The organism is Micromonospora sp. NPDC085948 (assembly GCF_040686315.1).
In the GTDB taxonomy this organism is placed as follows: Bacteria; Actinomycetota; Actinomycetes; order Mycobacteriales; family Micromonosporaceae; genus Micromonospora.
On the sequence record NZ_JBFBJW010000016.1, the window covers coordinates 53226 to 65739 of the forward strand.

Here is a 12514-nt window from a genome sequence, read left to right on the forward strand (position 1 = left end):
CAGGACAAACGTGGAACCGCCGCTCGGGTGCGAGCGGCGAAACATCCACGATCAGCGATATAGACAGACACCACCGTCGATGGGCAGGATGCCGGGATGGGATCAGACGACACCGGCGCACGGCCCACGAGGCCGACCCGCCGCACCTTCCTGTCCGCTTCGGCCGCCGCCACCGCCGCGACCGCCGCCACCGTCGCGGTGCCCGCGCTCGCCGCGCCGGCCGCCGCCGACCCCGTCCCCGCCGGCCCCGGACGCCCGGCCCGCGCCCAGCGACCCGACCGTGAACTGCGCGAACTGCTCCGGCAGGTCGATCGGCGCCGAATCGAGGCGACGGTACGGCGGTTGGCCGCGTTCGGCACCCGGCACACCCTCTCCAGCCAGGACGACCCCCAGCGGGGAATCGGCGCCGCCCGGGACTGGATCCACGCCCGGCTCCAGGAGTACGCGGCCACCTCCGGCGGCCGGATGACCGTCGAACTCCAGTCGTACGTGCAGCAACCCGCGTCGCGGATCCCCACCGCCACCCGGATCACCAACGTGGTGGCCACCCTGCGCGGCCAGAGCGCGCCGAACCGCACCTACGTGGTGACCGGCCACTACGACTCCCGGGTCACCGACGTGATGGACGCGGTCAGCGACGCGCCCGGCGCCGACGACGACGCGTCAGGCGTGGCAGTGGTGCTGGAGCTGGCCCGACTGATGGCCACCCGCCCCACCGCGGCCACCATCGTCTTCGCCGCGGTCGCCGCCGAGGAGCAGGGCCTGTACGGTTCGGCGTACCTCGCCGGGCAGCTCAAGGCGGCCGGCGCGGACGTGCAGGGCATGTTCAGCGACGACATCGTGGGCAGCAGCACCGCCGACGACGGCACCCGCGACCCGCACGCGGTGCGACTCTTCGCGGAGGGGGTGCCGACGGCGGAAACCCCGGCGGAGGCCACCACCCGACAGTCCGTCGGCGGCGAGAACGACTCACCGTCACGGCAGCTCGCCCGGTTCGTTCGAGATGTGGCGGAGAACGACGCCACCGCCATGCGAGTACGGGTGATCTACCGCCGCGACCGCTACCTGCGCGGCAGCGACCACATCTCGTTCCTGCGCGAGGGCTGGCCGGCGGCCCGGTTCACCGAGCCGAACGAGGACTTCGCCCACCAGCACCAGGACGTCCGGATGCAGGACGGCCAACAGTTCGGTGACCTGCCGGAGTTCTGCGACTTCGCGTACATCGCCCGGGTGGCCCGGGTGAACGGCGCGGCGCTCTGGTCGCTGGCCCAGGCGCCCGGGACACCCCGGGGCGCCATCATCGTGACCACCGACCTGACCAACAACACCACCCTGCGCTGGCAGCGCGGCGACGAACCGGGCCTGGCCGGCTACGAGGTGGTGTGGCGGGAGACCACGGCCGCCGAGTGGCAGCGGGTGATCGGCGTCGGTGACGTCACCGAGGTCAGCATCGACCTGTCCAAGGACAACGTCTTCTTCGGCATCCGCGCGGTGGGCCACAACAACCTCCGCAGCCCGGTGGCCTTCCCCCGCCCAGGCGCCTAGGTGTTCCCTCGATCAGGAGGCTCGCCCCCGGCCTGAGACCGGGGGCGAACCTCCTGATCACTCCGGCGAGACGGGCGCCTCGGGGTGCGGTGGGGTGGGGCCGTGTGGTGGCCGCTGCCAGCGCACCGTGACCGTCAACTGACCCTGGACGCCGGTGCGGGCGATCACCGCGCCGGCCTCCGCGGTCAACTGCACCCCGAAGGAGATCTCGACCTCGTCCGGACGGTGGGCCATCGACTGGAACTGCCCGAGCGCGGCGGAGGCGGCATCACGTACCTCCGAGAGCGCCCGGTCGAACGTCGCCCGCGCCTCACGGACCACCTTGCCGGCGTTGCCGGCCGGCGTCACGCCGGCCCGACCGTCGACCTCGACCACCACCGAGCCGCCGCCGTCCAGGTCGAATCTGCGCAGTTCCGTCATCGTTCACGTCCTCTCTCAGGCGGGCGGCACGCACGTCAGATCAAGCCACTCGGCCTTGTGCCCGGTCTCTCTGATCTTGTCGAGTTCGGCCAGCAGACCGTCCAGGCGCTCCGGTGCTTCCAGGTAGACCAGGACCGCCCGCTCGAACGCCGTGGCCATCGTCGCCGGCATCAGGTCCGACGCGTCCCAGCACAGGGTGCCGGTACGCAGTCGCTGCGCGACCGCCGCCAGGACCTCGTCCTGGTATTCGGGTGCCTGGCCGCGCCGACTGAACGCCAGGTCCTGGGTCTGCTGACGCCAGACCGTCTGAGCCTCCTCGGAGGCGAGGTAGGTCATCAACTTCCTGGCCCGCTCGGTGTCCCTGGTGCCCTTGGGCTCCTTGGGGTCACGGAACATGACCGCGACGTCGTCGGAGACCTCGCGCAGCGCCGACGTGTCCGCCGCCCCGATCGACGGTGTCGGGAAGAAGGTGAACGGCGGGGCAGTCGGACCGGTGGTCGTCGGGCTGGACGTTGCCGGCAGGTGCGGACGGTACTCGCGGACCGCGAAGGAACCCTGGTGGTCCAGGTGACAACGTGGGGCGGTCGACCCCGCGTCCGTCCTACGGGGAAACAAGCCCTTCGCCGCTGTCTGGAAGGTGGTGTAGAGGCTGGCCCGGGCCGTCCCCTCCGACGAGGCCCGCAGCAGGGTGCCCCAGGTTTCCCAGGACTCCTTGACCTGCGGGGAATCCCAGCGGAGGTCACCGCGCGTCCACTGCTCGTAGAAGGCCTGGCCGGACTGGTGCAACAGGATGTCCTCGATCCAGTCGGTGCCCGGCCAACCGGAGACCGACTGGGAACTCATGGCGAGACACCAGCGCACCTGTTGGGCGCCGATCCTGCGCTGGGTCAGGCTGACCAGCTCGTCCCACGTCGCCGGCGGATCCTGGCCGAACTTCTTCAACTCGGTCGGGTCGTACCAGACCACGCTCTTCAGGTGGGTGGCGATCGCGACCGCGTAGGCGAGGTCCCTGCCGTTGCGCGTGCCGTTCGGCCCGACCTTGGGGGCGAGCTTGATCAGCTGCGCGGCGGCGCCCGGATCGGTCGTGACAGCGCCCTCCAGCGACGCCAACTGGCCGGCATTGACGTACCGCTGCAGGTCGTTGACGCGGGGCAGGACCGCGACGTCGGGCGGACGGCCGCGCTCGATCGCCACCTGAAGCACCTGGCTGACGTCCCGGTGCCCCTGGTAGCGGGCCCGGATACCGTGCCTCTGCTGGAAGTCGTCCAACACCGCCGTGAACGCGGCCTCCTCGACGCCGGTCCACGAGCCGAAGACCGTCAGCTCCGCAGTCGGTTCGGCAGAGCAACCGCCGAGGGCGACACCAGCGAGCAGCACCGTGACCGTCGCGACCGCCATCCGTGCGCTGCGCTTCATGGTCACCGCTCCCCATATTCCGCCAGGCGGAGCTGGAAGCCCCACAGGATCAGCCCCGCGATGACGAGCGCGAGCAGGGGCAACAGGAGCTCGCCGGCGTAACTCCTGGCCGCGCCGTCGGCGGCGGTCGTGATGGCGTCGTCGGCCGCGACAGCGCCGTCGTCCATGATGGCGGAGTCGTCGGTGACGGCGGTGTCGGTCGCGACAGCCTGGGACGTCGAAGTCGGGGATGGAGACGGGGACGGGAACGAGCCGCGAAGCTCAGCGATGGTGTCGGCACAGGCCGTCCTGCCACACTGCGTCTCCACCTGACCCACGAGGCCGTACGCGGCCAGGGAACCCACGTCCATGAGCTGCGCCCGCCTGCTGCCGTCGACGACGTGGACTCCCGCGCGGGTCTGGTCCAACCGGTCCGCGGAGGAGAGGCTCACCCCGGTCAGGGCCACCATCCCCACCGCCGCGACCGAGGCCACCAGCAGGGGGATATTCACCGTCCGGCGGAAGCGGCGGGCCAGATACACCTGCGTCCGCGCCAACAGCACCCCGAGCGCGACCAGCGGCAGCAACCAGAGCGCCGCGGTCAGCGTGTTGGTCCAGGTGTTGTCCACCTGGCCGTCCAGGGCGAGCAGTTGCTTACCCCGCAGATCCTGGATCCGGACCAGGATGTCGTTCAACAGGCTCGCCGCGTCCCGGAGCGCCGCCACCCCGAGCGCCCCCAGGTCGGCGTCCCGGAAGCGCGCGTCGGCCTGGCCGATGATCCCGGTGTAGGTCACCAGCAGCGCCTCGATCGTCTGGATGTCCTGAGTGCCCTCGTCACCGGCCGCGTTGTTCTCCGCCAACAGGGTGAGGTACTGGCCGGCGGCGGCGATCTGGCGCTGGTAATCAGCCCCGGGACCGCCGAGGACGACACCACCCCTGCCGAGATTGCCCACCGCCGCGAGGTGCGCGTTGCGCAGCGCGTCCTGCGCGTCGTAACTGGCGAGGATCGCCGGCACGGATCGCTCGGCGGCCGCGTCGGCATTGCCGGCGACACCGAGGAAGACCGCCAGGCTGGTCGCCAGGGTGACCGCGGTGAGCCCGAGCAGCCACCCCCGCAGACGCACGAGGGTCCGCCGGGTGGTGCTGACCCGTGGTGGCGTCCGCGCGTCCGCCGTCATGCCGGCACCCCGGCCGTCGGGCCTGCGCCGAATGGTTCGCCGCAGGCCTCGCAGCTTGCCGAGCCGGCCGGTGAGGTCTCCAGACAGACACCGCAGATCACATCCGCCACCGCCGGCACCCGTGGCGCCGGAACCTGCAGCGGGTTCTGCACCGAGTCGACGATGCTGACCCTGACGTCGGCCTGGCTGAGATCTTCCCTGAGCCGCACGAGGCCGTCCGGCTCGATGTCCACCAGGTGCCGCAGTTGCTCCAGGGCGGCCTCGTCGCGCGTCGCGGTTGCCAGCGCCACCGCCTGCGCCAACTGGGCGTGTGCCTCGACCCGGTCACCCCGGTCGAACGCGTCGCAGCCGGCGTTGATGGCCTGCCGGACGTCCTCCTGCCCGGTCACCTGGGAGACGCTGAGATCGATCCGGGCAGACTTCGCCATGTCGACGGTCCAGTTTACGAGGACGGTGGCGGTGGCGGACCGCACCTCGCCGTCGACCACCAGGTTGACCCGGGCGGCCAACCGGTCCTGCTCCAGGACGTCGTCGGGCGCCGTGACCCGCAGAGACAGGTGATAGTCCCTGCGCTCGGCACCCCACGATCCGGTGGCGAACTCCCACGTCCGCTCGTCGACCCTCTCGGCGTACTCGGTGAGGTCCTGGATGGTGGGACTGGTCTGCTTGAAGAAGACCAGCTCGGCGTACGGCATGGTCCGCAGCCGGATCCGTCCGTCCGGCAGGAGCTTGGTCAGCGCGGCGAGAACGGACTCGCGAAAGCTCGCCGCCAGATCGGCCGGGCGTCGTACCGCCTCGGCGGTGCCGTGCAGCGCGGCGGCGATCCGGAGCAGATCAGCAGGGCGCCAACCCTCTCCGATCCCTCGGGGATCGCAGACGAACCGACCGACGCAGCTGTGCAGGACGCGCTCCAACTCGTCCGCGGTCTCGTGCTCGTTTATGCCGTCGGTGAGCAGCAGCGCGTGGTTGATCGTCGACGACGGCGGCAGCAGGCCCCGGGCCGCCGCCAGCCAACTGCCCATCGCCGTACCGCCGCTGGCGCCGAGGCGGGCCACGGCGGCTCTGGCCTCCTTCCGGGTGGCCGACGTGGCGGTCGCGAGCGTCGGAGTCGCCGGGTAGACCATGGTGGCCTCGTGGGTCCCCTGGACCACCGCGTACCGGACACCGTCCGGCAACACGGCGATGGCCGCGGCAGCGGCCTGCTGCGCTGCGGCCATCTTGGTCGGTGGATCCGCCATCGAGCCGGAGCAGTCGATCACCAGCACCTCGACCAGCCGGGACGGATCCGACGGGGCCCTCGGGTCGTCCTCGGCCGGGTCACCCTCTCCGGTCACCGAGAGGACCGCGTGCATCTCCCGACCGCCAACCCGCAGGAACTTGTTCTGGTTGACTTCCAGGTCGAACCGCATTGCGGTTTCCATCGATTCACGCTCCGTTCCGGGTCGGTTCGGTCACCATCGGGTGCGGGGCCGGACGGCGTTCGCTCGGTCGACGAGCAGGTCGTGGGCGGCACGCCGGCCAGCGTCGTCGGTGCGAACGGCCCGCCGAAAGCGGTTCGCGCGCACCGCCACCAGGTCCGGGAACGCGGCGTGTTGCGCCTGCTGGCCCAGGGCGCGGTAGGAGCGCTCCAGCAAGGTGCGGATGGCGCGTTCGGTGGGCGGCTCACCCAGCACCGGGCCGCCGGTCAGCTTGGCGGCGTCGCCGGAACGGGCCAGCTCGAGCGCCATCTCCCGGATCGCCGTGATCAGTCGGTCGCGCGCCTCCCCGCCGACGTCCAGCGCGGCGAGCCGGTGGACGGCCTGGTTGAGTTCACCGGCGGCGGGTGGCCCACCGGGCAGCCGGGACGACAGCACCCGCACCGCGGCGACCCGCGCGGCGTCGTGGTGCCGGGAGAGCGCCGGCACCTCGTCGAGGACGGCGACGGCCCCAGCCCGGTCGGTCGCCGCCAGACGGAGCCGGGCCAACCCGAACGCGGCGCTCGCCTGGAAGGGATCGCGCTGCCAGACCGCCGCGTAGTAGCGGGCTGCCGACACGTGGTCGCCGCGTCGTTCCGCGCAGTAGCCGAGCGCGAGCTTCGGGGCGACCTCCCCCGGGATGTCGCTGTAGACCGCGTCGAACCGCTGCCCCGCATCGTCGATCCGGTCGGCGGCAAGCGCGAGCAGCCCGCGGTGCCAGGCGATCCGCCAGTCGGCGTCGGCTCGGGTGCCGATCAACGTCTCGGCGCTGACCAGCGATACGGCGGCCGAGTCGGGATCGGCCAGCGCGAGGTGCGCCCGGCACCTGCTCAGCTCGATCTCCACGGACGTCTGCTCCACCATCGCGAGCTCACCCAGGAGGGCGTGGGCGTCCGACGCGTCGACCGTGCGGAGCACGTCGACGGCCGGGTCGTCCGGGTCGGGTCGGGGCACCGCCAGACCGAGGGCCACGTCGACGGACGCGGGACGGCCGTCGTCCAGGACGGTGCTGTCGCCCGCGTCGATCCAGGTACGCAGGGGCAGGACCAGCCCGTGCCCCGCGTCCAGCAGCCGGGCGGAGGGTTGGAAGAGCGAGATCGGCTCGGGCTGACGCCGGTCCGGCTGGCCCGCCAGGATCTCCCGCAACACACCGAGGAGCTGCTCGGACATCTCGGTGGCAGAGGCGAACCGCCGGTCCCAGTCCAGGCGGATCGCGCGGGCGACGAGCCGGTTGAACGACTCGATGCCGAGGGCGTCCGGGGCCGCGCCGGGAGTGTCCGGGCCGGGCGTGCGGTGCCGGTACAGGTCTTCCAACGTACGACCGAGGGCGAACAGGTCGGAGCGCTCGGTCGGCCCCCGATTCTGGTATTCGGCCCTGCTGACCGAGAAGTCGACGGAGTGGACGATCCCCTCGCTCCCGCTGTCGGCCTTGCGGACCCCGCCCAGGTCGATCACCTTGATCCGGTCGGCGGTGCGCATCACGTTGTCGGGCTTCATGTCCGTGTAGAGCAGCCCGCGCCGGTGCAGGTAGTCGAGTGCGGCGAGGATCTCGTGACCATAGGCGAGGATGTGGTCGATCGGCAGCGAGACGTCCGGCTGTCGCGGGTCCTTCGCGGCGTTCTGCAACCTGCGCAGCGACATGCCGTCGAGATAGTCCATCACGATGTAACCGGTGGGGCCGGCGACCGGGTCGTCGTGGGTGGCGAAGTCGATGCTCCGCACGATGTTCGGGTGGTCCAGCGCGTTGAGGAACCGTCGTTCCTCGACGGCGGCCCGGAGGGAGGCCTCGTCGGCGGCGTGCAGCACGCCCTTCAGCGCGACGTCGACGTGGTCGTTGTGGGTGTCGTGGGCAAGGTAGACCCAGCCCTGGCCGCCACGGGCCACACAGCGGACCACCTCGTACCGGTCGGCGACAAGGTCACCGGGTTGCAGGCCAGGACGAAAGTTGAACGGCGTCGGGGTCGGGCAGTAGGGGCAGAACCCGCTGTCCCGACCGGGTCGACCGCCCCGGCTCCGACCGACCGGGTGACCCTTCGGGCAGAAGCGGAACTCCTCGGGCACCCGCAGGGGCTGGGTGGTCGCGCCGTCGGGCGAGAAGGTCAGCACCGGCAGCGAGACGAGGCTGGCCACCGTCCAGATGTCTCGACCGGTCGACCGGGACGGGGCCGCGGTCGGTTTGGCCGTGTCGGGAGGCAGTGGCGCCAGGCCGCAGACGTCGCAGAACCCGGTCTCGTCGACGGTGCCGGCGCAGCCCGGCCAGTTGCATGGTGTCACGACCCACCCCCGCCGCGGTGGCCACCGACCCGGTCCGCGACCGCCTCGGTGTAGTCGCGGACCGCCGCCTCGGCGGTCACCAGATCGCACGGCGCGGCCATGAGCAGGTCGTGCGCGCCACGGTACGACGTGCCGAGAACGGCGTCCTCGGCGAACCCGTGCCGTACGGCCCGCGCGCGATAGGCGCCCAGCCGGCCGCGCAGCTCCGACCAGAGATCCTCCCGCGCCACGATCTCCCGCCGGATCGACTCGGCCGTGCGGAGTGCCCGGTCGGTGGCCCGCTCGGTCGAGGCGAGCAGGGCGGCCAGGGTGTCGCCGTCGGTGCTGGCCGCCGCGGCCCGCAGCTTGGTCAACTGGATGCGCAGCTCGATCGCCCTGGGCTGGAGCCGGGGCACGTCGGCGACCACGGCGGCGGCCTGGCGGTAGGCCCGGCGGGTGGCCTCCTCGGTGGCCTGGAGGCTCGCGACGCGACGCGCCAGCAGTGTGGTGCGCAGCGGGACCGACTCCGCACGGAAGGTCAGCAGCATCCGCAGATCCCGGGCGGGAGCCTGGTCGACCAGGGGAAGCACCACCTCGGACAGGAGCGTCTCGGGATCCGCGGCCTCGTCGATGTTGTTGATGATGATCGAGCGCGGCGTCGCCTCGACGGCGCGGTCGTTGTCCGGCGCCGTACTCGCGACGTCGGATTCGCCAGCCCAGTCGGCGATCCGCTGGGACACGTCCTTCGTGCTCCGGTCCGTCGCGTCCACCGCGAGGTCGATGCTGCCGATGGGTGGAGCGTCCGGGCTCTGCTCCGGGTCGCTCGACGATCGAAGCTCCCGACTGGAGAACACGGCGGCCTGGCGAACCGCCTCGGCGACGTCGGACTCGCGGTGGTTGACGACGATGACCAGCACGTTGTCGGGCGAGAGGCGACCGAAGAAGTCCGCGAGTTGGCGGAGGACCTTGAGGTTCGCCGGAATGCCGTCGGGCGACCGCAGACGCGGATCGACCGCAGGCTCACCGGGCACCCGGGGACCAAGCCACGGAAGGCGATTCAGGATCGTCTCGACCGGGATCATCCACGACAGGCCCTGGGCGGCACCGCCGACCACATCGCCGTCGCGGTCGGCATCCTCGTACGTGCTGACCACCATCCCGACGACGTGCCCGCTCCGCGCGTCGAGGACCGCCGTGCCGCTGAAGCCCTTGCTGACCCGGAGATCGGTCGGCCCCGAGACCATCTGAATCCGTTCCCATCTCGCCCCGGACCGGCCCTTGAGCGTGGCCTCGACGCGTACGCCGTGTTCGACTGTTGTCGGGAAGCCGTACATGACGACGCGGCGGTCCAGAGTCTTCGTGCGGCGCAGCGGTGCGAACGGTCCCTGCGCCATCGGCTCGGCAAGCTCGAGCACCGCGATGTCGTCCCGTTCATCGTCGGTCAGTGGCCACCAGCAGCCGGGCACGACCCGGGCCGACACCGTCCGGCTGACCGGTTGGCCGACGAGGTCGAGAAGAACAGCCCAGGACGGCTCGCTGCCGGACGAACTGCTGTCGCCGCCGCCGCTGACGACGTGGGCGCAGGTCAGGACGCGGCGAGCATCCAACGCCAGGCCGGCGCCCAGAACCCGGCCATCCGTACTGCGGACGCGGACCAGCCATCGCTCGTTGTCAGGACTGACCGCCACTTCGCTGAGGGTAACGGAGCGGGACCATTTCCGTTGACCCCGGTCAGCGCGGCGCGGTGATCGCCCAGCGTTCGTGGTCGCGCCAGGCGCCATCGACGAACAGGTAGTCCGGCGAGAAGCCCTCCAGCCGGAAACCGAGCTTGCGGGCGACCCGGCGCGACGGTTCGTTGCCCGGTTGGATGTTCGCCTCCAGGCGGTGCAGTCCGACCGTGTGGAACGCGTGGTCGATCACCAGCGCCACGCCCGCCGAGGCGTGCCCGGTCCCGCTGTACGGCTGGAACGCCGCGTATCCCAGGTAACCACCGCGCAGCGCACCCAGCACGATCCCGCTGATGTTCACGTAGCCGGCGATCGCACCGCTGGCCCGGTCACAGATCAGGTAACCGGCCCCGTCGCGGCGGCGGATCCGCCTCAGGTAGTTGTCGTACTCCTGCGGGCTGGACGGCGCGACCAACCACGGGTGGTGCAGGTCCCGACTGCGCCGGGCGGCGGCGACGAACTCGTCGGAGTCGGTGGGCCGGGGCCGCCGGATCGCGGCGGGACCACCGGTACGCAGATATCTCACGGCCGACCACTCGGAGCGGCCGAGGCCGCTCGTGTCCACGCCTCCCGAGCGTCGAGCAGGGCGGGGAGGTGGTCCTTGCTCCAGGCACGCGCCGCCTCGATCAGGCTCAACAGCGTGCGCCCCAGGTCGGTGAGTTCGTACTCGACGCGCGGCGGATTTTCCGGGTACGCGGTGCGCACCACCAGGCCGTCGCGTTCCATCGCCCGCAGGGTCTGCGTCAGCACCTTGGGTGTGACGCCACGAAGGGGCACCCGGATCTCGGTGAAGCGACGCCGACCGCCCTGTAGACAGAGCACGACCATCCCGGTCCACTTGTCACCGATCTGGAAGGGCAGGGCACCGGAGGGGCACATCGGGTCGAACATCTCGGGATCCAGCTCCGCCACGGTATGCCCCCATCCATCCCGGTTTCCTTGTAGTAACCAGTATCTCGTAGATACCGTTCCCGTGGTCCGCAGCGACAGCCAGACGGGGGACGAATCCATGAACAGCATCGCCATCTTCGGTGCCGGTGGCAGAGCGGGACGGGCCATCACCGCCGAGGCCCGCGCCCGTGGACATCGGGTCACCGCCGTCGTCCGGAATCCGGACCCGAGCAACGACATCGCCGCGGACGGCGTCTCGGTGGTCCGCGGGGACGTCACGGACCCGCGCTCGACGTCCACGATCCTGCACGGTCACGACGCGGTGGTCAGCGCGGTCAGCCCCGCATCCGGACCCGAGGCCCTGGCCGCCCTCGGCCGACTCGACGACCAGTTCTTCGTCAACGCCGTCGACGCGCTCCTGCACGGCATGACCGAGACCGGAGTCCGTCGCCTCGTCCTCATCGGACTCTTCGCCAACCTCCACGACGAGCACGGCCGCCTGATCCTGGACGACCCCACGGCGTTCCCGAGTGAGCTCCGCCCGTTCGCCCTGTCGCACACCGCCGGCCTGGAGCGGCTCCGTACGGCGGACACCCCGGTCGACTGGCTGATGCTCACCCCACCGGCGATGCTGGACGTGGCGGCACCACCACGGGGCCGCTACCGGGTTGGCGGGGACACCGTGCCCCGGTCCGGATCGACCACCCTGTCGTACGCCGACCTCGCGGTCGCGGTGCTCGACGAGATCGAATCCCCTCGGCACCACCGCACCCGCGTCTCGGTCTTCGACTGACCCGGTCCGTCCGCGCCGGCCGCAGAGCCGCCGAACACGGCTCGGACCCGCGCTAGCGTGCCGTCCGGAGCCAGAACTCGCCGCCGTCCGGGTCGGCCATCAACACCCGCCCGCCGATATCGCCGCCGTCGGCGTCGAGGACTGTCGCGCCGAGCGACAGCAGGCGGTCGATCTCCGCCGGCCGGTCGGTGTCGACGCCCACGGCGACGTCGAATCGGACCCGGTCCCGGCCCCCGTTCGGCATGTACGGCGGACCGCCCCAGGAGATCTTCGTGCCCCCGCGGGGCGACTGGATGACGGTCTCCTCGTCCTGGTCCCAGACCAGCGGCCACCCCAGCGCGGCGCTCCAGAAGTAGCCGACCTGCGGCGATCCGTCGCAGGCGAGCGCGCCGATCGGCCCGGTGTCGGCGAGGAATTTGTTGCCCGGCCCGATCACGTCGAACTCGTTGCCCTCGGGGTCGGCGAGCACCACGTGATCGTCGTTCGGGTCCTGACCGATGTCGATGTGTCGGCCGCCGAGCTCGAGGGCCCTGGCCACCGACCGCTGCTGGTCCTCCAGCGAGCTGCTCGTCAGGTCGAAGTGCATCCGGTTCTGGACGACCTTGGGCTGCTGGTGCTGGGGGAAGCGGATCCGGAAGTCGGGGTCGCCGGCGGGCAGCAGCAGAACGCCGTCACGTGGATCGTCGACGATCTCTCGGCCGAGGAGCCCGGACCAGAACCGCGCGAGTCGCAGCGGCTCGCGTGCGTCGAAGCAGATCGCGAACAGGTGTGCAGTCATCGCCTCGCCCATCTCCCCTCCGACCGGACGCCGCGCCGGCCGTTGGAGCGGGAGCCTAAGGGGCGGGCCGGGTCACCCGC

The 12514-nt window shown here is 71.4% G+C and carries 11 protein-coding genes; 2 read left to right on the forward strand and 9 right to left on the reverse strand.

Features of this window, described 5'->3' with window-relative positions; genetic code table 11:
* Positions 1 to 96 precede the first annotated feature (96 nt).
* Positions 97 to 1545, forward strand: coding sequence for a M20/M25/M40 family metallo-hydrolase (locus tag AB0O48_RS29530; RefSeq protein WP_365069298.1), 1449 nt, complete (start codon positions 97 to 99; stop codon positions 1543 to 1545).
* Positions 1546 to 1602: 57 nt separating this feature from the next.
* Here the strand turns inward: AB0O48_RS29530 and AB0O48_RS29535 are convergent, their stop codons facing one another.
* The 8 genes from AB0O48_RS29535 to AB0O48_RS29570 are packed head-to-tail and all read right to left on the reverse strand — an operon-like array spanning position 1603 to position 10884.
* Positions 1603 to 1965 carry a CU044_2847 family protein gene (locus tag AB0O48_RS29535; RefSeq protein WP_357239135.1) on the reverse strand — a complete coding sequence of 121 codons (363 nt, stop codon included), beginning with the start codon at positions 1963 to 1965 and terminating at the stop codon, positions 1603 to 1605.
* Between the two features lie 15 nt (positions 1966 to 1980).
* Positions 1981 to 3381 carry an extracellular solute-binding protein gene (locus AB0O48_RS29540; RefSeq protein WP_357239139.1) on the reverse strand — a complete coding sequence of 467 codons (1401 nt, stop codon included), beginning with the start codon at positions 3379 to 3381 and terminating at the stop codon, positions 1981 to 1983.
* A 2-nt stretch (positions 3382 to 3383) separates the two neighbouring features.
* The gene (locus AB0O48_RS29545) at positions 3384 to 4538 is read right to left on the reverse strand and encodes a hypothetical protein (protein ID WP_365069299.1); all 1155 of its coding nucleotides are present in this window, start codon (positions 4536 to 4538) and stop codon (positions 3384 to 3386) included.
* The gene (locus AB0O48_RS29550) at positions 4535 to 5959 is read right to left on the reverse strand and encodes a VWA domain-containing protein (RefSeq protein WP_365069300.1); all 1425 of its coding nucleotides are present in this window, start codon (positions 5957 to 5959) and stop codon (positions 4535 to 4537) included. Before AB0O48_RS29550 ends, AB0O48_RS29545 begins: the two co-directional genes overlap by 4 nt.
* A 30-nt stretch (positions 5960 to 5989) precedes the next feature.
* Positions 5990 to 8266, reverse strand: coding sequence for a tetratricopeptide repeat protein (locus AB0O48_RS29555; protein ID WP_365069301.1), 2277 nt, complete (start codon positions 8264 to 8266; stop codon positions 5990 to 5992).
* A complete protein-coding gene (locus AB0O48_RS29560; protein ID WP_365069302.1) occupies positions 8263 to 9933 on the reverse strand; it encodes a serine protease in 1671 nt (556 codons plus the stop codon). Before AB0O48_RS29560 ends, AB0O48_RS29555 begins: the two co-directional genes overlap by 4 nt.
* Positions 9934 to 9976: 43 nt before the next feature.
* On the reverse strand, positions 9977 to 10498 hold the full coding sequence (locus AB0O48_RS29565; RefSeq protein ID WP_357239154.1) for a GNAT family protein: 522 nt from the start codon (positions 10496 to 10498) through the stop codon (positions 9977 to 9979).
* Positions 10495 to 10884 (reverse strand): helix-turn-helix domain-containing protein, encoded by a 390-nt coding sequence (locus AB0O48_RS29570; protein WP_357239157.1) that lies wholly within the window; start codon positions 10882 to 10884, stop codon positions 10495 to 10497. Before AB0O48_RS29570 ends, AB0O48_RS29565 begins: the two co-directional genes overlap by 4 nt.
* 97 nt (positions 10885 to 10981) lie before the next feature.
* On the opposite strand from AB0O48_RS29570, the gene AB0O48_RS29575 reads away from it, so the two are divergent.
* Positions 10982 to 11656, forward strand: a complete 675-nt coding sequence (locus AB0O48_RS29575; RefSeq protein ID WP_357239160.1) for an NAD(P)H-binding protein — start codon at positions 10982 to 10984, stop codon at positions 11654 to 11656.
* A 52-nt stretch (positions 11657 to 11708) separates the two neighbouring features.
* Here the strand turns inward: AB0O48_RS29575 and AB0O48_RS29580 are convergent, their stop codons facing one another.
* Entirely contained in the window at positions 11709 to 12434 is a 726-nt protein-coding gene (locus AB0O48_RS29580) for a VOC family protein (protein ID WP_365069303.1), read from the reverse strand.
* Positions 12435 to 12514 lie beyond the last annotated feature (80 nt).

Coding starts and splice junctions, on each gene's coding strand:
- AB0O48_RS29530 (WP_365069298.1), top strand. CDS start 97: ATGGGATCAGACGACACCGGCGCACGGCCCACGAGGCCGACCCGCCGC.
- AB0O48_RS29535 (WP_357239135.1), bottom strand. CDS start 1,965: ATGACGGAACTGCGCAGATTCGACCTGGACGGCGGCGGCTCGGTGGTG.
- AB0O48_RS29540 (WP_357239139.1), bottom strand. CDS start 3,381: ATGAAGCGCAGCGCACGGATGGCGGTCGCGACGGTCACGGTGCTGCTC.
- AB0O48_RS29545 (WP_365069299.1), bottom strand. CDS start 4,538: ATGACGGCGGACGCGCGGACGCCACCACGGGTCAGCACCACCCGGCGG.
- AB0O48_RS29550 (WP_365069300.1), bottom strand. CDS start 5,959: ATGGAAACCGCAATGCGGTTCGACCTGGAAGTCAACCAGAACAAGTTC.
- AB0O48_RS29575 (WP_357239160.1), top strand. CDS start 10,982: ATGAACAGCATCGCCATCTTCGGTGCCGGTGGCAGAGCGGGACGGGCC.
- AB0O48_RS29580 (WP_365069303.1), bottom strand. CDS start 12,434: ATGACTGCACACCTGTTCGCGATCTGCTTCGACGCACGCGAGCCGCTG.